Below are 20,072 nucleotides of genomic sequence, written 5' to 3'. Positions count from 1 at the left end.
CTATAAATCATAGGGTTGTTTTATCAAGGCGTTAAATTCCCTCGCCCTATTCATGCCAATAACCCCTCTCTTTTTGCCGATTTAAAATCTGTAAAAGTAGACAACTGTCGACTTTTCATCTTAAAGTCCCACGGTTGGCGCCAGACCTGACTGGTATTTTGCTACTCATAATAATAGCTGATTGTCGTAGAGCGGCCGTCCAGATGCCGCCGGACATTTCGGTATTCACAAGCACGACTAAAGACTTTCTCTGGAGAATTTATGCATTCCTCTGTTAACAAAAACGAGAGCCGGACGTTCTTCGGCCATCCGTATCCGCTGGGTTCATTGTTTTTTACCGAAATGTGGGAACGGTTTTCGTTTTACGGGATCCGCCCTTTACTGATTCTGTTCATGGCCGCGACCGTTTACGACGGCGGCATGGGGCTGGCGCGCGAAAATGCATCAGCAATCGTCGGTATTTTCGCGGGTTGTATGTATCTCGCCGCATTACCGGGCGGCTGGCTGGCGGATAACTGGCTCGGGCAGCAAAAAGCGGTCTGGTACGGTTCAATTCTGATTGCGCTCGGCCACCTGGCGATTGCGTTGTCTGCGTGGTTTGGCGACAACCTGTTCTTTATCGGCCTGATGTTTATCGTCCTCGGTTCCGGCCTGTTTAAGACGTGTATCTCCGTCATGGTGGGCACGCTGTATAAAAAAGGGGATGCGCGCCGCGACGGTGGTTTCTCACTGTTTTATATGGGCATTAACATGGGTTCATTTATCGCACCGCTGATTTCCGGCTGGCTGATCAAAACCCACGGCTGGCACTGGGGCTTTGGTATCGGTGGTATCGGGATGCTGGTAGCACTGATTATCTTCCGTGTTTACGCCGTTCCTGCGATGAAACGCTATGACAGCGAAGTCGGTCTGGATTCCACCTGGAACAGCCCGGTCGCGAAGAAGAAAGGCGTCGGCGCCTGGTTGCTGGCGCTGGCGGCCGGTGTGGCGGTTGTCGTTACGTTGATCGCACAGGGCATTATCGTCATTAATCCTGTCGCACTCGCCAGTATGCTGGTGTACGTCATTGCGGCCTCGGTCGTACTCTATTTCATCTATCTGTTCGTGTTCGCCGGTCTGAATCGCAAAGAACGCGCCAGACTCCTGGTGTGCTTCATTTTGCTGGTTTCAGCGGCATTCTTCTGGTCCGCGTTTGAGCAGAAACCGACCTCGTTCAACCTGTTTGCTAATGACTACACCAACCGCATGATCGGCGATTTTGAAATCCCTGCCGTGTGGTTCCAGTCCGTCAATGCGCTGTTCATCATTTTGCTGGCCCCGGTGTTTAGCTGGGCATGGCCGAAACTGGCACAGAATAATGTGCGTCCGAGCAGCATCACTAAGTTCATCATCGGTATTTTGTGCGCAGCGGCGGGCTTCGGGATCATGATGATGGCGGCGCAGAATGTGCTGAGCAACGGCGGAGCAGGGGTATCCCCGCTGTGGCTGGTGGGCAGTATTCTGATGCTGACGCTGGGCGAACTCTGCCTGAGCCCGATTGGGCTGGCGACCATGACGCTGCTGGCGCCGGAAAGAATGCGCGGCCAGATGATGGGGCTGTGGTTCTGTGCCAGTGCGCTGGGTAATCTGGCGGCCGGGCTGATTGGCGGCCACGTAAAAGCCGATCAGCTGGACGTTCTGCCAGACTTGTTCGCGCGTTGTTCTATTTCGCTGCTGATCTGTGCCGCAGTGCTGTTCGTTCTGATCATTCCAGTGCGCAAAATGCTGGAAAATTCACAAACGAAACCCGCGACCAATGCGTGATAAGGCATAACGCTATTCTCATTAAATAGCGGAACAACAGGGTAAAAATGAAAGAGGCGGATCTGACGATCGGCCTCTTTTTTTGGGCAAAAGACAATTCATTTAATTTATTTGTAGACGACTGGTCTAATCGCTGATAGTTTAGCCTCATGACGACAGCAACTCAGCACCATAACAATGATGTCCGCGAACACATTCTCGAGACTGGCCAGCGAATTATGGCCGGTAAGGGGTTTTCGGCGGTCGGGCTCAATGAAATCCTCAAGGACGCGGGCGTGCCTAAAGGGTCTTTCTACCATTATTTCGGTTCGAAAGAGGCCTTTGGCGCGGCGATGCTTGAGCGCTATTTTGACGATTATCTGGCGCAGCTTGACAGCACGCTGAGCCAGCCGGGCCTGAAGATGTCGCAGCGCCTGATGAATTACTGGCAGCAATGGCAGGAGTCACAGTCATTTTTTGACTGCCAGGGGAAATGCCTTGCCGTGAAACTTGGCGCAGAAGTGGCGGATTTGTCCGACAGTATGCGCTTAACCTTACAGGCAGGGACATCAGGGATAATATCGCGCCTGACGCTGGCGTTAGAATCCGGCGTCGCAGAAGGCTCCCTGAGCATTGATGATGAGCCCGCTCGTGTCGCAGAGAGCCTTTATCAGCTCTGGGTCGGTGCCAGCATTATGGTTAAGATTGTCCGCAATACCGGCCCGTTCGATTCGGCTATGAGCATGACGCAGCAAATTATTCATACCGCCCCCTGACGGGGGTGTATCACAAAAGGTTCACCGTTTTTTATTTACCCGATAAATAGACGACTGGTCTACTTGGTCGTTTTTACCTACTACACTGGAGATTTACAATGAAGATTCTTATGGTTTTAACCTCACACGACCAGCTGGGCGATACCGGACGTAAAACAGGTTTCTGGCTCGAAGAGCTGGCAGCGCCATACTATGCGTTCAAGGATGCTGGCGCTGAAATCACGCTGGCTTCGCCGAAGGGGGGGAATCCGCCGTTAGATCCGAAAAGCAATGAGCCTGATTTCCAGACCGAACAGACTCATCGTTTCGAAGCCGATACGGATGCCGTGGCGCAACTGGCTGCAACGGTTCGCCTCGACAGCGTTTCGCAGGCAGATTACGACGCCGTTTTCTATCCGGGCGGCCACGGTCCTTTGTGGGATCTTGCCGAAGATAAAAACTCAATCGCACTCATCGAAGCATTCCTGTCGGCGGATAAACACGTTGCGCTTGTCTGTCATGCTCCCGGCGTATTGCGTCATGTAAAAACACCTGCCGGCAAACCGCTGGTGGAAGGCAAAAAAGTCACTGGTTTTACCAATACGGAAGAAGAGGCGGTCGGCCTGACGGACGTGGTGCCTTTCCTGGTGGAAGACGAGCTGATTGCGAAGGGCGGGAACTATTCCAAAGGCGCTGACTGGAGTTCGTATGTCGTCCGCGACGGCCTGCTGATCACCGGACAAAACCCGATGTCCTCGACGGAAACGGCAGAAGTGCTGATCAAACAACTGTCGGCGTAAGCGATAATTGAATGAAGGTGACAGGACGTTCCTGTCACCTTCAGTTTAGGATGTTTACACGTTTTCAGAGTTCTGAACTGAAGATTTACTTCGTTTTGACAATGAGATACCTAATCCCAGCGCGGCCACTACCACAACCGGAATACCTAGCATCCACGGCAGGGAATAAGCTACCGCGAACAGTGCAGTTCCCGTTGCTGGCCCCACCGAATCACGTAAATCACTGACCACCGACAGCGCCGCCATATACGTCGCGCGCAATCTGACCGGTGCCAGCTGACTGACGGCGGCAGGCATCAGCGGGCCGACCATCATCTGTGACAGAGAATAGAAACAAACGGCTACAACCAGAGCCAGAATATTCGGAGATGTTAAAAGTACACCGAAAGCCAGGATCAACGTCAGCCCCGCACTGAGTACGATGAACAGAGGTGAGCGTCGGGAAAACAATTTAGTCAGGGTGATCTGCCCGAAAGTATTGAGCACCGCGCCAAAGGTGAACAACAGGCCGACATCCGTGTCACTCATTCCCAGCTGATTATGGGCATAGAGCGGTAAAATGGCTTCAACCCAGCTGCCTGAAACACCCAGCAGCAGAGCCCAGAACAACAAAATGGCGAGCCGCCGGTCGCGAAAAGCGGGCAACAAAGCGGCAAAACCTTCATCTTCCTCGTCATCCGGTTCATCGCCATGTTTCCGGGTTTCTGGCAGGCAAAGAATCAGCAGAACGGCGCCACACAACAGAGCAATTCCGCTGGCCATAAACACGTCACCCAGACTGCTTTGCACGATGACAGCACCCAGCAGCGGACCCGAAATCCCCCCAGCATATGAGCAAACACGCGCGATACTGAATTGGTGACGATGCTCAGCAGCCGGTGTTACATCAGCGATCAGTGTGTATATCGTTGGGTGTAAGACAGATTCAAAAATCCCGATGACCACCAGAACTAATGCGGCTTCAATGACGCCATGCGTAAAATAGAGCGCAATAAACCCCAGACCAACGCCGGTAGCCGAGAGTATAAGCACCGGCCTGCGGCCAACGCGGTCAGCAATGCCGCCAATGAACGGCGCGGCAATCAGTTCGCCACCCGCATAACAGCCAAACAGTAAGCCGATCAGCCCGACCGGAATTGCCGCCGTGTGTTGCGCCCAAAGCGGAAAAAATGGCACCATCAGGCCGTCTGCAAAACCAGCGAGAAAATAGAGGATGAATCCCAGAACATGCGGACGTCGAAATGAAAAAAGCGGGAGAAAAAATTTAGACATTTATCGTTACCTGCACATCAGATTGCCCACGGTTAAGCGGGAGATGCGCGTTGGTTAACGTAAACGCTTACGACCTTCAGAAGGCACTGCCAAAATAATCAAAGATGATGTGATTTTCAAGCCCGGCATGTACGTAATGGGCAAGAGATCGAAAGATTTTGATGAGATTTTGGATAAAATGGGACTTACAGATTTTTGTCAAAGCTCACTAGATTTGTCTAATCTGTGGCTCGTTAGAAATGTCCAGGGCATCATAACGAAGAAATGTCTGCTGTGTGCCAACAGCAGACATCAGCACTTAGGACCAATCCATGCGGCAAGTAAGGATCGTTTGTGTTAAAAAGATGCTTCTGGGGTGCTATGCCTGAAATCAGACGGAGCAGAAATGAGAACACAGAAACGATGTATGGGATATGTGGCCATCGTGGTTGATGACTATGATCGGGCAATTGAGTATTACACGGAAAAGCTGGGGTTTACCCTTGTTGAGGATATTCCACAGCCAGGAAAACGCTGGGTAGTCGTTTCCCCCAACCCAGAAAGCGATTGCAATCTTCTTCTGGCACGAGCTTCAAATGAGAGGCAGGAAGGATTCATCGGCAACCAATGCGGCGGTAGGGTATTTCTTTTTCTCCAGACAGATGATTTCTGGCGCGACTACAACGCTATGAAATCAAAAGGTGTAGAGTTTTCTGAGGAACCTCGTGATGAGGTATACGGTACAGTTGTCGTATTTGAGGACCTTTACGGCAACCGCTGGGATCTTTATCAGAACAAGTAAGGCTAAAAACTGTCTCCCGGCTACTTTATCAATATGTAGCCGGTAACCGATGTCGCTTCCGCTCTTCGCTCATGGCAGCCCTTGAGGGCCGTCAAGTTGCCTAAGGATCATCTTTTACCAAAAATAGCCTCAGAGCTGCCCTGAAGCTTTATCATTGCTTCGAGCAAGTCATCCTCATTCAGAGAACGCTGCGATTTGTTAATACTGGGAGCATGCCGTCTGCGGGAAGGCTCATCACCAGAGGAAGGTAACGATTGTGAGCGATTATTGTCCCGTTTTCTCTGGACCTGACGGGCAACGTCCAGAACATGGCCCAGTCTTTTGTTATCAACAATCGCGACGGGATCAACTTCAGACAATCGATCATAGGTGGAGTAGGGAAGTAGTACTCCATTCAGTCTCAGTTCCTTATGCCCGTCAGGATAATGCCAGACAACGATGTACTTGCCGATGGCCCTTCGACTGTATTCACTGTCCTCAATCAGATAAAGCATCTTGTCATACTGTACGGTCAGGTTTTTTGACACCCGCCGTGGCTCTCGCCAGGTAAATTCAGCATCCAGGTCGTCGTCTAATGTCAGCGACCGGTGCGCGTTAAAATCATGCAAGGGGGCTTTGGCAAAGCGCCGGTTATAATCCGCCATGTATTCTTCCGCAAATGCATTAGCCGCTTCTATCGTACTGATCCCTTTAAGTCTGAGCTCCTTAACAAGCCGGTCCTGAAGTGTCAGGTGAGCACGTTCAACGCGACCCTTTGCCTGGCTGGTTTCCGCGCAGAGTGGGGTGATATTGAGGCATCGCATGGCCCTGGCAAACTGGGTTTCTCCGGGGCCGGTGGTGGCGTGCTTATTATTGACCCGGAATACGCTGGCTTTATCGCTGTAGAGGATCATCGGTTTACCGTATTTCTCGATATAGCCCCGCGTCGCTTCAAAATAGGTAAAGGTGGACTCAGATTTCACAAACAGCAAATGCATCAGACGACTGGTGGCATCGTCGACATAGACCAGTGCCGTACAGGGCCGACCCCGGTTTTCAAACCAGTGATGGTCACAGCCGTCAATTTGTATCAGCTCGCCAGTACATGGCCGCCGGTAACGGGGTTGATAAATTTTCGGCGGCCGTTGTTTGCGCGGGATCCAGAGTCCGGCTTTTATCATGAGCCGTCTGATAGTTTCTTTACCCAAGACCAGACCGTGGACTTCCTCCAGTTTTTCCCTGGCTAGCGTGGGGCCAAAATCACGGTAGCGTTCTCGTATGATACTCAGAGCCTGGTCAGTCAGTGATGTGGGCAACAGGCGGTTGCCAGTGCGACCGCGACTCTGGTTGTTCATACCAAGCGGCCCGGACTGGCGATAACGTTTCAGCAGGCGACTGCAATGGCGCGGCGTGATCCCGAGCATCTCCGCAGCCTGACCAGGACGCAGGTTACGTTCAATGACATCCTGAAGGATTTTGAGGCGGTTGATTTCTTTCACGGTGAACATCCCGGCGTCATGTATAGCCATAGAAAACTCCTCATCAGGAAAAGTGAGTCGTTGACCAGACATACAGGTTTGAAAACTATAGCCTGGACATTCCTAATGAGCCACAAATAGACATTAGCATTGAGCCTCTACAGATTTGGTGCGCATAATCATGATTATGTTAAATGCAATATCAGGTCGCGCACTCAATCCCGTTCCACTCCCTTTTGCTCGGTTTGGCAGCCAGCGGCCCCCCCCATTTCCATCGAAAGCATGAAAAGGCCCGGCACTGGCGCGAAAGTGATGAATGTCTGCGTGACATGTCCACCGTTGCTACTGAGGGTAAAACCGGACCATTTTCATGAAACATTCAAACTGCCGACTTATGCGGTAGTATCTACGGGGCCACAAAGATAACGGATATAGTTCTTCGGGAGCTTAAAAATGTGGTGTGTTTTCTTTATACCCACTTTTTTCAAGGCATTCAGCTGGTGATGTAAGGCCGTTTTTCTTTTTATGTTCATTAAGCTGCTGATCCTCGGGATGGCATACCCTTTTTTCACTAATAACAGCACCTTTTTCTCTCTTTCTGTCATGCGCGGAAATTGGATTAATTTCTTTTTTATCTTTAAAAAACAGAGCCCATGGAGTATGTCACCTAACATAAATTTTTGCGGTAAGGGTGAAAAATCAAATACCGCGCTCACTTTCCAGGCAATATCGTTATTTGCGATAAGTACAGGTGAATGACTATGATGCAGATGGATCAAAGATAATAGATCCAGATATTCACCATCAGGTATAACAAAGAAAATATCAGATGCCGAACTTGATCTGTAAATATCGATATTCGTTTCATCTTTAGGATCAAGCTGTATGCACTCTCTATCCAGGTAAAAACAGAGCAGGTGTTTTAAGCCCATAAACATGTACTGATTTTGTGTCAAAATGTATAATTTCATCCTGTCCCTTAGTTAAAATAACTATTCCTTTACCTAGAATTTCTTGGGCAAATACAATATATTAATAAGCAGGCCATTTTTAATCGTAATATAGCCTCCTTCCCTCAGCGTGGAGAGGGTTTTCATTATGCCGCTTCGTGAAAGCTTGCTTCGCTCCTGAATATATTCTAATGCTGTGGTGGTGGCCCTTATCTCAAAGCTTTCATTCTCCAGCGAAGTAAGCATATTGCAAATCAACTCATAGTTGCTTATCCCGGCATTTTCTTTTTGATAATCACAAAACCGGGTAGCGGAGAGCAATAAAAAATAACAAAAGTTCTTCCACTGATGATGTTGATCGGTGTATTTCAATAATTCTTCGATGCTTACCAACCTGAATTCAATATCACTGTTTGCAATAACCTGTATCTCAGATTTCTCATGATACAAATCATACAACCCTACCATGTTCGGTGCTTTGATCGTCGATAACACCAGGGAATCTTTAATTCTGCGAATAATACATGTGCCCTGATATAATATCAGGCACATTTTTATATTATTTTGCTGCAATGTAAAACGTTGCCCCGCTCGCCCTTTTTTTACGGGACAAATCTCCTTGATGAAATTGAAAATATCTTCAACTTCTTGAGGATGTGAATTATGGTACAATGTTTTAGTATAATCATACATATATTCTACCCCGAGTTATGATGAGACACCCCATTTATATATCGCCTGCCTTTATCAGAAGTATCACGTTTAGAAAAATGACAAATATCTGGCCCCCATGGCTTATGGGATATCATTGGATTTAAAATAAACAATCACAGAGTAGTATCTTATGTTTTCTTAAAAATAAACAAACCCCGTTTAAATCACAGGCATTATGCTCTAACGACTTTCCTCCTTCAATAAATTCCCGTGCCAGTTATATACCTTACATCCAAAATTGGATCCTGAAATTAAATTTGTATTTTAGGTGCAGAATACACTTTTTATAGCGTCATCCCTGATGATGGACGGAAGACTGTCATTGTGTGACATGTGTGCTTCAGGAACCGGTGAACACTGATAAGGATCTGGAAAACAACAATAATTATGTTGCCATGACCTTCGGCAACGCGAATTAAACTATACTCATCATCTGCGTTGAGAGAAATGAGGAAATTCCTTTGGAAAATCATAAAAATGCTGAAAAACCTGTTGAACACATTCAGGCAATTATAGATGCTCTTGAACCCGCATTTCCTTTGCTTAAAGCACGCAATGGTGACCGGTTTAATCTCAATTTCAACGGTCAGAGAATGTGTTTTCTGCTTGCTGAAGGACAGTGTGGCCTTAACCGCGGGAGTGATGAGCTGACGTTTACTGACTTTAATGCGCCGGGGATCATGGGGCTAAGCGATTTCTGGCATGATGACAATTCACTGACAGTGCGTGCGATTGGCCCTATCAGGTACATTCTTGCACCTGTCGATGCTGTGCTGCATACGGTGGGCGAAAATCATCTGTGGGAAAGTACCACACGCTTTCTGATGTATATGGCTACGCGGTATCAGCAATATTTGCAGCAAAACACGTCCGTGCCGACTTATACCCTTGTTTGTAACTATCTCCGTGGTTTAATCGAGGAAGATTTTGAAGTGCGCGCGGCTACAACCGCGGAAAGATATATTAAAGAGAGAACGAATTTGTCAAGAAGCGTGATTATGAAAATGTTAGCTCAGCTTAATAAAGGTGGCTACATTATTGTAAAAAGAGGTTTGCTGATAAAAATTAATCATCTCCCTGAAAAATTTTAACGTGAGCTCTTTTGAATTTATCAGGAACTGAGCTCACCAGCATGATGTGTTCGCTAAAAGTCCCTTCTGATATCTTTGCGGATAAGGCTGACCAGATAAAAGGGATGCTATAGTTTTTCGTTCTATAGCATCCATTGTGAAACATTAATTGTAGGTAAAACCCATCTGCACAATGCTGCTGAATGTCCCGCTGGAAGTATTACCATTAACGCTGTATAGCCTGGCAACAAAATTGTAAACGACAGAATGTTTCGCATCGACCATCACGGTCACGCTGCTGCCATTTGCTATTACCACCGTTTTATCATTATCCAGCGCAATTTGTGCGGCAATATTTTTGGCCGTTTCGCTGTTACCGTACAGATCAGGACCGTCAGTAAAAGGCGTCCCCGTTAAGGTGACCTTCGCACTGTGGGTAGTGGACGGGCAATTAATCAGTTTCACGGTAAAAGGAGCCCATTCGGACGCCGAGCCAGGCTCTTTTAAATCCGTACTGCGCAGCTGCCCAAAATCGACCACCTGATTAACCGACGTATTATCCACCTGGCAGGCGCTGGCAACCACGGTGCCGCCTATATTCAGATCCATGGCCTGAACGTCTAAGCTCCATATTCCGGCTATAAAGATTAACAGTGTATGTTTCATCCATTGATGCATTCAGGCCTCCCACATTGCGGTCTTAGTTATAAGTGAAGTTTGCCTGAATGACCGACACGATAGTGCCTGGCATCACGCTGCCGGTCGCCGTCACCGCGCGTGCGCTCAGGTTGTAGGTCACCGTTTTGTCTGCGGCGACGTCTTTGGTCAGCGTACCGTTGTTGCTGAGAACCGTACTGCCGCTGGAGAGTTCCACCGCCAGCGGGGTCGCGGTACCGGTGTTTTTATACATGGTCGGCTGATCGGTGTCCGCGGTACCGGTAAAGGTCACAATAACCTTTTTGGTGCCTGTCGGGCAGGAAGCCATGGTCAGGTCAAACGCAACCGGAGTGGTTGCTGCCCCAGCGGTAGCCAGGTCGGCGGCCTGAATCGTCTGCCCCAGGTCGACGTCATAACTGGTTTTGCTGTTGTTGACCACACAAGGTGATGCCACGACATTACCGGTCACGTTGATATTAACCGGCTCAGCATGAGCGGCAGACATACCCGCAGCGGCGAGGATCAGCGTGATAGCTGAAGCTTTACATAATTTATTCATGATATTTCCTGTAGTACGTTATGAGTTGATTACAAATAGAATGTGCTCATCCATTTTTAATAAGATGGATTGATTACTGATAAGTTATGTCCAGGGTCGCAGTGGCATTTACTGAACCCATAGTTACTGTACTTTTAGTCTGGTAATACTGTGCGGTAAAAGGTATGTTTTCAATTTCATTGGTAAAGGTTTTAAGTGAAAGTAATTTATTCAGCGGCATCGGTACATTATTGTAAAGGATTTGAATGCCGACCCCATCCGCCACGCCGTTACTTCCTGCATTGCTTATTTTCAAAACGCCGTCTGCGTTGGTGTCCGTATTTTTCGTACCAGTGAGCGTAGCGCTTACGCGTGCACCTAAATCACAATTGAGACCAACGGTAAAATTCTTTGGATTATACGTGCTACCCACATTCTCCATTTCGGCTGCGATAACATCATCCAACTTGACCTGTATATTTTTAGTGCTCACACTACATGTACTTGACTGAACGATTGTGTTAGTGATTGAAGGACTTAAAGGGCTTCCATAGCCTGCCCCTAGATTTTCCCGTATTAATACTCCATTGGGCATTATCCCTCCGGAAACCGGGCCTGTTTTAATGAGTTCCAGAGTTATTGGCCCGGACATTACATTATCATTTTCATAAAGAGTCCAAATCGGTAAGGGCAGTGGATTCACAGCATATCTTCCCCATATTTTAACTCGGACTCCCACCCCCTGAATGCCCGTCTCATAAACGTTCTGACCATAACTACTTTTTATTCCTGTGGCATATACCATTTGAGGTTGTGCGCTCGGGTCCCCGGTACATCGTTGAAGTATCATTACACTTGGAGAAACCGACGTGTATAGCGTGCTCCCTACAGGCATATCTGGCGACTCATAAATTGTACCAGGAGAGAAAGTGACTACGCCTCCAGCCAGCCCGCCGCATGCTGGAGCCGCCAGAGAGACCTGACTCCAGATGCTGCACACTATAATAAGTAATATTTTCCACATAATAATCACCGACTATTTATTTATAACAACTATTTCAAAGGGTAATGCCAGTAGTACAGTGAGTGCGTAATTACTGACACTGCATCTTCATTATTATAATGCTGGCATCTTTAGTGGCTTCTTTTGTCAGCTTATAATTCACCTGACATTGTTCCGTTGAATCATTACCCCATTTGGCCGTCAGTGTTCCTTCGCTTTCCAGCCCTGTGAGATAAACCTGCCCTTCATCACCCACAATAAAAGCCTGAGCGTCTTTTTGAGACTGCTCAGCTACGGTTGAGCCAAACGGCACTGGTGTACCGTTCTGGCGGATTAAGGTCATTAACACCCGCTGACCCACGCTGGCGTTAAAGTTTGCCCGAACCACCGCACCACGGGTGGGTATCACCGTCTGACTCGTTAAGGTTAAATCGACATCGTCCGGTAGCGTTTCGGTATTCAGCTGTACCGAGTTTTTACGGTAAGGCGAGGTATAAGGCACGATGGCATAACCCCGCCCGTCGGTTTTCACGCCGGTCTGGTTACTGACGCCCACATTGCCTGCTCCCGGCGCTTTAATCAGGGCGATGGTTTCACCCAGTGGCTGGCCTAACGTCATACCATTCTCATGAACCAGGATGCCGCCTTGCAGACCGTAGTTCAGACGCTCGCTGTCTTTATCATAGGAATAGCCGCCGTTCACTTCGCCATAGGTACCGCGATAATCCGCATTCAGGTTGCCGCCGTTGCCCGTCCCTTTGCTGCCGTAACTTTCCTGCGCACTCCAGCTCAGGTTGTTATCCTCAAGCGCAGTACCGTTCAGGCCGACGTTTTGCGTCGTGTTGCCCTTCTGGCTGGAGCTCAGGCTGTAACTGCTGTAGGTATTGCTCATCCAGCGTGACAGCGGAATACTGATGTTGAAGGCAAACACCTGGTCACGGTCGTAAATCCGTCCACTGCTCCCGCCACTGTTGGCGTTATCGTTGCCGTTTTGCGCCGTGGAATTTTCGTTATAGCTGTAGTTCAGACCATAGCTGATGCCCTGCCAGGAATTGTTGTACCCCAACGTCACAGAGCGCATGTTACGGCCGCTGTTCCAGTAATCTTCGTTAATCAGGCTGACAGACACCGTACCGGCGTTTTCCCACAGGTTCTGGTTCATTGACAATTCAGTTCGGTTTTTCTGCCTCTCTAACAGCGGGTTATCCTGACCGCTGCGATAAGAATCCATAACATCCTGCAGGCTGTAATAACCCGAGGTTGAGTAACGGTACCCGGCGATGGTCACGTTGGTGCCCGTCTGCAAAATATCCTTGCTGTAACGCGCACGCATAGACTGACCGCTGCGTTTATCCTGATCCTTGACGGTTGAGAGGGCCTGAGTGATATCAACGGAGATAGCACCATAGTCACCCAGGTTTTTACCCATGCCCAGCGCCGCTGACTGGTAATGACTGGCAGCTTGGGTGCCGCCGTACATCGTAAAACCGAGCGGCAGACCGTAAATCGCCGTTCCCTGCATAAATGGGGTCTTATCCACGCTGCTGTCATAGGAACGGTACTTACCGCCCGTCACCGAGTACTTTAAACGGCCTTCACGCTGCAGAACGGGTAACGAAGCGAAGGGCACCACCATCGTCTGTTCACTGCCGTCTGCTTCTTTGATGGTGACAAATAAGTCACCGCTGCCGCCGGTCGGATACATATCGGTAATTTCGAATGCCCCTGGTGCAACGAAACTCTGATAAATCACGTAGCCGTTCTGACGGATAATGACCTGTGCATTGCTTCTTGCAATCCCACGCACCACCGGGGCATAGCCTTTCTGACTATCAGGGATCATGTCATCATCAGAGGCTAACTGCGCGCCACGAAAAGGTACGCTGTCAAACACGTCTGCCGGTGAACTTGAATCCCCAATTAACATCTGACTTTTAAGAGAAATAATACTGCGCTGTGCGTAGGTATAGACGGTATCCCACTGCGACTGACTGTCGGAACTGCGGCTGTAAGTCGAATAGTTACGCAAGCGCCATGGCCCTATGTTGATACCAGGGCGCAGGTTCACATACTGACTGTCGTTATCCTGTGCATTAGTGTTGCGCGCATAATTATTCGCTCCCGTGATGCTGTAATTCAACATCATGGCGGTAATACCGTTGTCCCACATTTCCGGGGCAACATATCCGCGCGCTGCCTGGGACACCGCTGCCTGGGGAATACTTAACAACAGCTGCTGCTGACCGAAACGGTATTCAGCATGTGCCATAGGAATGGCGCTCAGCGACACACATTCTCCGTCCCCCAGGTCAGGAAACAGTTCTGTCTTGACGCCCATCGCCGCCAGCGATTTCGTACTCAGACAGGGCTGTAAGGTTTCTTTGCCATCTTCACCGGCGACAAGTTTGAAGACCACATCACGGGTATCGGCCTGTTCATTATTGATAAAAATATCAACGTGATAGGTACCCGGAGCCTGTCCCCCTTGGCTTTCATATATAGAGAGATCCGTCGCACCTTGTTGCGGATTATCTATTTGCAATAATTCAGGATTAAAATAGTCCCCGGCAAAGGTATTAAACGATATCGTTCCCAAAGCTAAAGAAATTAATAAAACCAGTCTATTTATTTTTACTGCCTTATAATTTTGAAGACTCATTTTTCGATCCAATATCTAAAATAGAAAACCTGCGGAATCATCCTGATGTCAAAGCGGGTTTATAATTTTTATAGGGAAACAGAATGTTCAGGGCCGATGCCGCCATAATCACTGATAATTTTCCACTGAACATTATTGCCTGATACTCCTGCCGGAAGTGCAAAGCTTGCACTGCTCATTGGCGCGACATAAGTCGCATCATTCACTTCAGTATTGCCGAGTTTTACCTGCAGAAAATTCATATAAAACGGCGTAGAGTTGATCACTTTTAGCTGTTTTCCTGTTACCTGCCATTTCAAACTCTGCGCCATATCTTCCGGTACTCCTTTAATGCCTTGCGGTCGATAAATAAGTTTTATTCGTGTTTTCACAGCCACCAGTAGCGTATTTTTTTCAGACTGTTTAACTGAAGATGGAATAGATTTAATATTGAGCCAATATAGAGACTCTTGATTTTCAGGTAGATCCCCCCCCGCACGAACAACGCGTAATACGTTATCTTGTCCACCGTCTAATCGGAAAAGGGGCGGCGTGATAATGAAGGGGGCTTTCTCAGCACCACTACCCGGCGTTTCAACCCAAGACTGGATTAAATAAGGGACGGTATCCGGGTTGTTGACACTCAGTGAAGACTCCTTCTTCGCACCGCTATAAATCATACGGGTGCCTCCAACAAGAACTCCTGCATGCGCACTACATACAGAAAAAAGCAGCGCGGCGGTTAATAGACTTGGTATTAATTTCATTGTTTATTCCACAAATATTTTGTGAATTAAACCGGTGCACTTAATGCACCGGCTTAATATTTAACACGTCAAATATCAACGTGTGGATTAGTTATAGTTAACGGTGAAGCTTGCTACTGCGTTTGCAGGACCTGCAGTTACAGTGCTGGCAGTAGAGATATAACGTGCTACGAAGTTCAGGCTGTTTTCAGCAGTTTCTACCAGTGGGTAAGAAGCTGATGCGGTATACAGTGGCAGAACTTTATCGCTAGAATCAGTAATCTGGACGCCAACACCGGTAGCAACGCCAGTTTCCTGGGTCAGAGCCAACACGCTGTTATCACCGTTTGCAGCAGTACCATCAAACTTCACAGAAGCTTTAGTGACGGTTGCAGGGCAGTTAGTCAGTTTCAGAGTGAACTTGGTTGGCGCTGCAGTATCACCGGTTGATGCAAAAGATGACTTAGGAACCTGGCCCAGGGTCACATCCAACGGAGCTGCGGGGGTATTGGCTACTGTGCAAGCGGAATCAATGATTTCACCTTTAAAATTAACCTGACCATCAGCAGCAAAAGCAGACGCTGCAGACAGTACGGATAAAGACGCGAGAGCAGCAACAATAAGATTCTTTTTCATGATATATTCCTTTGTGATTAATTTTGCCAGTGACCAAATAGTTTGGCACTACCATGCAATATGGTATTTCCCGGCGTTTCCTAAATAACGGTTAGACTTTTTTAAATTACAGCAAGAAGACAGATATAAATGAATCCAACTATTGTTAACAGAAGCCAGCAAGTTTGCTCTCTACGTATTAACAGTTTTTTCAACACTCTTACTTAACTGTTGGACGCATTATCCATAGGTATCCCCCGCCCATCAATCGTTTATTCGACTATAAATGAACCGATAGTACAAAATTGGATCGCGGTGTTTTTTTTACTCATTAACACCAATAGCAGGAAAAGAATTAAAGGTTTAATATAAGCTTCTCTTAAACTGACATTTTATTAAAGTGAGGGGCTTAAAATGAATAAGCTCGATTGGCTGTTAAAGCTCAGGCAATGCCAAAGCATTGATACACTCGAGAAAATCATTGAGTATCACAAGTATAATGAAACCGGAGCTTCGCAGGATGAGGCTTTTTATTCTGCCGTTGACCACCGGTTAGCCGAACTGACAGTAGGGAAAAATTTCGATAAAGTCCCGGCCAGCGTATGGTCACTGGTAAAATGATCGCCACGCATTCGGAACTCCTGCGTAATATTATCTAAATTTTTTAATTCCAACATTACATAAAGGTCTCTTTTTAAAGAGAATCATACTATTTACAAAAGGCACACCTGATGAAACTTCTAAAGAATGAATACGAGTACAGAACGTGGTTTATAAACGAATACCTTTCTCTGGATAAGGAGTCCGACCCTGCTATTCTCTCTCCAGATGAAATTGAAACTGACCTACAGGCTGAAATGCCGGAAGTATTTCCATGCATGGTACTTCTCACACCAAGTAAAAGTCTGTATGCCTCAGGAACTATTCAATATTATTATCGCCGGGATATCATCAGTATTGGGGAGGGTCTGGACATTATCGTAAATACATCGGCTAACCAGCTGAGTTTATGAAGTACTTGTCAAAACAGCATCTCACTAACTCTGGGAATGCTATGCTGAAAGGCACTCTTTTAATCACGGAATGCAGGCATCCTGACCGCATTCCGTGACTGCATTTTTACCGAGCCTGACTCACCCTCCAGACCACGTTGCCCGCATCATCTGCAATCAGCACGCCACCCTGCTTATCCATGGCAAGCCCGACAGGCAGACCGCGAACCTGTTTCTGATCGTCCGTCAGGAAACCCGTTACCACCGGTTGTGGCAGTCCCACCGGTTTACCGTTTTCGAATTTTACCCACATCACCTGATAACCGTTGAGCGGTTTACGGTTCCAGCTGCCATGCTCGCTGACAAACGCACCGTCGCGATATTGCGGCATATTTTCACCGGTATAGAACAGCAATCCGAGCGGCGCGACATGTGAGCTTATCGCGTAATCAGGCTTGATCGCTTTCTCTACCAGATCCGGGCGCGGCGGTTTTACCCGTTTATCTACGTGCTGACCGTAATAGCTGTAAGGCCAGCCGTAGAAACCGTGTTCCTGTACCGATGTCATGTAATCAGGCACCAGATCAGATCCAATTTCATCGCGCTCATTCACCACCGCCCAGAGTTTTCCACTCTGAGGTTCCCATTGCAGACCGGTCGGATTGCGCAATCCGCTGGCATAAATCCGGCTGGCACCGGTCGCGGCATCCACTTCCAGTATCGCCGCTCGGCGGTCTTCAGCGCCGATGCCATTCTCGGTGATATTACTGTTCGAACCGACGCCGACGTAAAGTTTGCTGCCGTCCGGGCTTGCCAGCAGAGATTTAGTCCAGTGATGATTGATCGGGCCGCCCGGCAATTCAGTGACCACTTCCCCCGGCGCGATGATGTGTGTTTCACCGGTCTGATAGTGATATTTGATCAGGCTGTCAGCACTGGCAATCCAGAGCGTGTCTCCCGTCAGCTGAATGCCGAACGGTGAATTCACATGCTCAATAAACGTATGTTTTTCCCACTTGCCGCCGGTATTGCGCAGCAAGGTAATACGGTTACCGCCCTCGCCTCCTTTACCCGACGACTTTTGCACCATGCCCATAATCAGCTCTTTCGGACGGAAGATGAGTTTTTTCGCCGGACCGTTAGATTCCGCCACCAGCACATCATTGTTGGGCAGAACGTAAACCTGACGGGGGTGTTTCAGCCCTTCGGCGATTTTCTCGATTTTCAGCCCCTCAGCGACTTTGGGCATTTCACCGTTTTTCCAGGGAATACCTTCCGGCACTTTCATAGGCGGCATTAAAAAGTTCTGTGCCTCAGGCAGTTCAGGATTTGCTCCGGTCTGTTTTTTGGGATCAATTTGCGAACTGTCATCACAACTGCTGAGCAACGCAGCCAGTACGCAGGCGGATAAAAGGCGTTGATAAATTTTCATCGTATCGCCCCTCCCGCAACAGGAAGACGTAATGCCAGCTGAACATTCGCCAGAAGCATAAGTACCACCACTCCCGTGGAAAGAATAACGCCCGCAGGAACCACCGCATAAGCATCACGGCTGTGAATAAATGCATTGAAAATCGCCAGTATGACCGCCACCAGATTCAGCCAAAAATGCAGCTTAACTGCGCTGTCAGCGAAGGATTTCGGGCCGCTCCAGACCTGAATAAGATTGATCAGCCGCGGAATGACCGCGATCAAAAGCCCCAGCACAATCAGCCAGTTGGCCGCATCAGTCCACATATTGATGAACGTTTTCATGTAGAGAATATCGAAGATCCAGGCGGCGACAAAAAATCCCAGCGGAATGGGGTTTAACAATTCGTACAGCGCCGTTGCGATTTTACGGCACGTCGAATTTGGGTGGGTTTGCATGTCCTTCTCCTTTGACTAATCCATAGCGGTGTATGCCGGAAATCGACACGACAGCCAACAGGTGTACCTGTAATAGATTAGTAAAGTTGAAGAATGCTGCCGGAAAGAATGACAGAGCAGGTCTTAAAGAATTTAGCGTCAGATATCAAAATCATTCAACCGGTTCTGGGTACCTGATGACGTGTCGAATGTCCCGCTGATGTAGGTGCCGTCTCTGAAGATGACCACTTCATCGACTCTCACAGGATGAGCACAATCAGCGCACTGGATGGAATGTACGACTTCTGCCAACGGAGAATTCACCGCGGCAATAAAACGGTCTGAGCCACAATGTTCGCAAACAATCCTGATATCCGGCATGGAATGAACTCGGCATGAGAAAAAATAATGCATTCAAGATAACATAACCAGAACAATCTTATTGTGGATATTGCAGACACATGAATCAAGAAGCTCCAACGTAGCGCGTTTTATCATGCTTTTGGAAAGAAATTGATTTGCGGGGCGGGATATTATGCCGATCTGGCAAATAAAAAAAGCCCGCATTAGCACGGGCAAGCACACATTCGGACACAAGGATTAAATGCAGTGGTTATCTGTAGCGAGGTACAGATAACTCAATCATAGCTCTCCCGCTGAAACCCGCTGCGTAACGGGCTGTACAGGCTCAAAAATAAGAATTTTCCGCGTTTTTGAGAAACCGTACTCTGAATGAAGCCAAAAAAAAGCACCTGCACCCCGCTTCATTTGCATTTAGACACAATAAAACGCCCCGTCCTTTGGTGATTTTCTCGTTATTATTCTGTCCTACAAAAAGCACAGGTTTCGGCTTTACTGCTCACACAATGGATTGGCGGCATATCACCGAGGCAGGCATTACGTTGATGGTTTTAAACGGGATAATCTATGCGTCATTCTAAAATTTTTATGTTATCGGCTCTGGTTGTTTCTTCCTTGTTGCCACTGGCCAATACAGCGTTCGCTGCGTCAAACTCTCATGAAATCAAATCGTTCTACGATGATTCCAAACTTTACTCGATTGGCGATCAGGTTCCGGCGCTGTACCGCACCAAGCCCTATGAAATCATCGGCTGGCAGGAACGTCATCTTCCTGCGCCGGATGCAGGCACCCACTGGACATATATCGGCGGCAGCTACGCGCTGATCACCGACACTGACGGTAAGATCACTAAAGCCGAAAACGGCGATATCTACTTCCAGTAAGACGTTCTACGTTCGTGTCTGTAAGGCCTGAAGAGATTCAGGCCTTTTTTCTTTGCATCATTGGAAGACACGCCGCAAAACGCACTTTAGAAAGTATTAAATAGCGGTAAGATCAAGCAAATAGACTTATCATTATGGCTGAACAGGGTTAGTTCATCGTTCATGCCAGGGTCAGTACATCGGCGCAGGACGTTTAACGCGAACTATTA

The 20,072-nt window shown here is 48.0% G+C and carries 20 protein-coding genes; 8 read left to right on the top strand and 12 right to left on the bottom strand.

What is annotated here, in order from left to right; genetic code table 11:
* Positions 1 to 261 precede the first annotated feature (261 nt).
* From M2403_RS15220 to M2403_RS15210, 3 genes are all read left to right on the top strand, one after another.
* Positions 262 to 1,803 (top strand): peptide MFS transporter, encoded by a 1,542-nt coding sequence (locus M2403_RS15220; protein ID WP_152323901.1) that lies wholly within the window; start codon positions 262 to 264, stop codon positions 1,801 to 1,803.
* A 149-nt stretch (positions 1,804 to 1,952) separates the two neighbouring features.
* Positions 1,953 to 2,558 carry a TetR/AcrR family transcriptional regulator gene (locus M2403_RS15215; protein ID WP_152323900.1) on the top strand — a complete coding sequence of 202 codons (606 nt, stop codon included), beginning with the start codon at positions 1,953 to 1,955 and terminating at the stop codon, positions 2,556 to 2,558.
* 98 nt (positions 2,559 to 2,656) lie between these two features.
* The gene (locus tag M2403_RS15210; RefSeq protein ID WP_152323899.1) at positions 2,657 to 3,337 is read left to right on the top strand and encodes a type 1 glutamine amidotransferase domain-containing protein; all 681 of its coding nucleotides are present in this window, start codon (positions 2,657 to 2,659) and stop codon (positions 3,335 to 3,337) included.
* Between the two features lie 54 nt (positions 3,338 to 3,391).
* Here the strand turns inward: M2403_RS15210 and M2403_RS15205 are convergent, their stop codons facing one another.
* Positions 3,392 to 4,609 (bottom strand): MFS transporter, encoded by a 1,218-nt coding sequence (locus M2403_RS15205; RefSeq protein WP_259229859.1) that lies wholly within the window; start codon positions 4,607 to 4,609, stop codon positions 3,392 to 3,394.
* Positions 4,610 to 4,994: 385 nt separating this feature from the next.
* Here M2403_RS15205 and M2403_RS15200 point away from each other — a divergent pair, with 385 nt between their 5' ends.
* Entirely contained in the window at positions 4,995 to 5,390 is a 396-nt protein-coding gene (locus M2403_RS15200) for a VOC family protein (RefSeq protein WP_115631800.1), read from the top strand.
* Positions 5,391 to 5,497: 107 nt separating this feature from the next.
* On the opposite strand, the gene M2403_RS15195 is transcribed toward M2403_RS15200, so the two are convergent.
* The 3 genes from M2403_RS15195 to M2403_RS15185 form a co-directional block, all read right to left on the bottom strand.
* On the bottom strand, positions 5,498 to 6,898 hold the full coding sequence (locus M2403_RS15195) for an ISNCY family transposase (RefSeq protein WP_259229855.1): 1,401 nt from the start codon (positions 6,896 to 6,898) through the stop codon (positions 5,498 to 5,500).
* A 341-nt stretch (positions 6,899 to 7,239) separates the two neighbouring features.
* Positions 7,240 to 7,818, bottom strand: a complete 579-nt coding sequence (locus M2403_RS15190; RefSeq protein WP_165060381.1) for a LuxR C-terminal-related transcriptional regulator — start codon at positions 7,816 to 7,818, stop codon at positions 7,240 to 7,242.
* A gap of 33 nt (positions 7,819 to 7,851) precedes the next feature.
* On the bottom strand, positions 7,852 to 8,490 hold the full coding sequence (locus M2403_RS15185) for a helix-turn-helix domain-containing protein (protein WP_152323894.1): 639 nt from the start codon (positions 8,488 to 8,490) through the stop codon (positions 7,852 to 7,854).
* Between the two features lie 482 nt (positions 8,491 to 8,972).
* Here M2403_RS15185 and M2403_RS15180 point away from each other — a divergent pair, with 482 nt between their 5' ends.
* The gene (locus M2403_RS15180; RefSeq protein ID WP_259229853.1) at positions 8,973 to 9,602 is read left to right on the top strand and encodes a helix-turn-helix domain-containing protein; all 630 of its coding nucleotides are present in this window, start codon (positions 8,973 to 8,975) and stop codon (positions 9,600 to 9,602) included.
* 144 nt (positions 9,603 to 9,746) lie between these two features.
* Here M2403_RS15180 and M2403_RS15175 read toward each other — a convergent pair whose 3' ends face one another.
* The 6 genes from M2403_RS15175 to M2403_RS15150 form a co-directional block, all read right to left on the bottom strand.
* Positions 9,747 to 10,190 carry a fimbrial protein gene (locus M2403_RS15175; RefSeq protein ID WP_259229852.1) on the bottom strand — a complete coding sequence of 148 codons (444 nt, stop codon included), beginning with the start codon at positions 10,188 to 10,190 and terminating at the stop codon, positions 9,747 to 9,749.
* A gap of 91 nt (positions 10,191 to 10,281) precedes the next feature.
* Positions 10,282 to 10,797, bottom strand: coding sequence for a fimbrial protein (locus M2403_RS15170; protein ID WP_259229851.1), 516 nt, complete (start codon positions 10,795 to 10,797; stop codon positions 10,282 to 10,284).
* Between the two features lie 73 nt (positions 10,798 to 10,870).
* Positions 10,871 to 11,800 (bottom strand): fimbrial protein, encoded by a 930-nt coding sequence (locus M2403_RS15165; protein WP_405047829.1) that lies wholly within the window; start codon positions 11,798 to 11,800, stop codon positions 10,871 to 10,873.
* Positions 11,801 to 11,870: 70 nt separating this feature from the next.
* Entirely contained in the window at positions 11,871 to 14,438 is a 2,568-nt protein-coding gene (locus M2403_RS15160; RefSeq protein WP_259229849.1) for a fimbria/pilus outer membrane usher protein, read from the bottom strand.
* A gap of 68 nt (positions 14,439 to 14,506) precedes the next feature.
* Entirely contained in the window at positions 14,507 to 15,184 is a 678-nt protein-coding gene (locus M2403_RS15155) for a molecular chaperone (protein WP_259229848.1), read from the bottom strand.
* 87 nt (positions 15,185 to 15,271) lie between these two features.
* Complete coding sequence (locus tag M2403_RS15150) at positions 15,272 to 15,799, bottom strand: fimbrial protein (RefSeq protein WP_259229846.1); 528 nt, start codon at positions 15,797 to 15,799, stop codon at positions 15,272 to 15,274.
* Positions 15,800 to 16,192: 393 nt separating this feature from the next.
* Between M2403_RS15150 and hha the strand changes: the two genes are divergently transcribed.
* Together hha and M2403_RS15140 are read left to right on the top strand one after the other, a co-directional pair.
* Positions 16,193 to 16,399: a hemolysin expression modulator Hha gene (gene hha, locus M2403_RS15145; RefSeq protein ID WP_259229844.1), complete on the top strand. Its 207-nt coding sequence runs from the start codon at positions 16,193 to 16,195 to the stop codon at positions 16,397 to 16,399.
* Between the two features lie 110 nt (positions 16,400 to 16,509).
* The gene (locus tag M2403_RS15140) at positions 16,510 to 16,791 is read left to right on the top strand and encodes a hypothetical protein (RefSeq protein WP_152323885.1); all 282 of its coding nucleotides are present in this window, start codon (positions 16,510 to 16,512) and stop codon (positions 16,789 to 16,791) included.
* A 106-nt stretch (positions 16,792 to 16,897) separates the two neighbouring features.
* Here M2403_RS15140 and M2403_RS15135 read toward each other — a convergent pair whose 3' ends face one another.
* Together M2403_RS15135 and M2403_RS15130 are read right to left on the bottom strand one after the other, a co-directional pair.
* Positions 16,898 to 18,202, bottom strand: a complete 1,305-nt coding sequence (locus tag M2403_RS15135) for a sorbosone dehydrogenase family protein (RefSeq protein ID WP_259229841.1) — start codon at positions 18,200 to 18,202, stop codon at positions 16,898 to 16,900.
* Positions 18,199 to 18,639, bottom strand: a complete 441-nt coding sequence (locus M2403_RS15130) for a DUF2231 domain-containing protein (protein WP_165060357.1) — start codon at positions 18,637 to 18,639, stop codon at positions 18,199 to 18,201. Before M2403_RS15130 ends, M2403_RS15135 begins: the two co-directional genes overlap by 4 nt.
* A 906-nt stretch (positions 18,640 to 19,545) precedes the next feature.
* Between M2403_RS15130 and M2403_RS15125 the strand changes: the two genes are divergently transcribed.
* The gene (locus M2403_RS15125) at positions 19,546 to 19,863 is read left to right on the top strand and encodes an RcnB family protein (RefSeq protein WP_152323881.1); all 318 of its coding nucleotides are present in this window, start codon (positions 19,546 to 19,548) and stop codon (positions 19,861 to 19,863) included.
* The last annotated feature ends 209 nt before the right edge of the window (positions 19,864 to 20,072 follow it).

Origin of the sequence: Rahnella sp. BIGb0603, from assembly GCF_024808755.1 — a bacterium.
Classification (GTDB): Bacteria; Pseudomonadota; Gammaproteobacteria; order Enterobacterales; family Enterobacteriaceae; genus Rahnella; species Rahnella contaminans.
This window is presented reverse-complemented; position numbering and strand designations above follow the sequence as displayed.

Coding starts and splice junctions, on each gene's coding strand:
- M2403_RS15200 (WP_115631800.1), top strand. CDS start 4,995: ATGAGAACACAGAAACGATGTATGGGATATGTGGCCATCGTGGTTGAT.
- M2403_RS15160 (WP_259229849.1), bottom strand. CDS start 14,438: ATGAGTCTTCAAAATTATAAGGCAGTAAAAATAAATAGACTGGTTTTA.
- M2403_RS15165 (WP_405047829.1), bottom strand. CDS start 11,800: ATGTGGAAAATATTACTTATTATAGTGTGCAGCATCTGGAGTCAGGTC.
- hha (WP_259229844.1), top strand. CDS start 16,193: ATGAATAAGCTCGATTGGCTGTTAAAGCTCAGGCAATGCCAAAGCATT.
- M2403_RS15140 (WP_152323885.1), top strand. CDS start 16,510: ATGAAACTTCTAAAGAATGAATACGAGTACAGAACGTGGTTTATAAAC.
- M2403_RS15195 (WP_259229855.1), bottom strand. CDS start 6,898: ATGGCTATACATGACGCCGGGATGTTCACCGTGAAAGAAATCAACCGC.
- M2403_RS15175 (WP_259229852.1), bottom strand. CDS start 10,190: ATGGATCTGAATATAGGCGGCACCGTGGTTGCCAGCGCCTGCCAGGTG.
- M2403_RS15130 (WP_165060357.1), bottom strand. CDS start 18,639: ATGCAAACCCACCCAAATTCGACGTGCCGTAAAATCGCAACGGCGCTG.
- M2403_RS15135 (WP_259229841.1), bottom strand. CDS start 18,202: ATGAAAATTTATCAACGCCTTTTATCCGCCTGCGTACTGGCTGCGTTG.
- M2403_RS15155 (WP_259229848.1), bottom strand. CDS start 15,184: ATGAAATTAATACCAAGTCTATTAACCGCCGCGCTGCTTTTTTCTGTA.
- M2403_RS15205 (WP_259229859.1), bottom strand. CDS start 4,609: ATGTCTAAATTTTTTCTCCCGCTTTTTTCATTTCGACGTCCGCATGTT.
- M2403_RS15170 (WP_259229851.1), bottom strand. CDS start 10,797: ATGAATAAATTATGTAAAGCTTCAGCTATCACGCTGATCCTCGCCGCT.
- M2403_RS15210 (WP_152323899.1), top strand. CDS start 2,657: ATGAAGATTCTTATGGTTTTAACCTCACACGACCAGCTGGGCGATACC.
- M2403_RS15220 (WP_152323901.1), top strand. CDS start 262: ATGCATTCCTCTGTTAACAAAAACGAGAGCCGGACGTTCTTCGGCCAT.
- M2403_RS15215 (WP_152323900.1), top strand. CDS start 1,953: ATGACGACAGCAACTCAGCACCATAACAATGATGTCCGCGAACACATT.
- M2403_RS15190 (WP_165060381.1), bottom strand. CDS start 7,818: ATGAAATTATACATTTTGACACAAAATCAGTACATGTTTATGGGCTTA.
- M2403_RS15125 (WP_152323881.1), top strand. CDS start 19,546: ATGCGTCATTCTAAAATTTTTATGTTATCGGCTCTGGTTGTTTCTTCC.
- M2403_RS15185 (WP_152323894.1), bottom strand. CDS start 8,490: ATGTATGATTATACTAAAACATTGTACCATAATTCACATCCTCAAGAA.
- M2403_RS15150 (WP_259229846.1), bottom strand. CDS start 15,799: ATGAAAAAGAATCTTATTGTTGCTGCTCTCGCGTCTTTATCCGTACTG.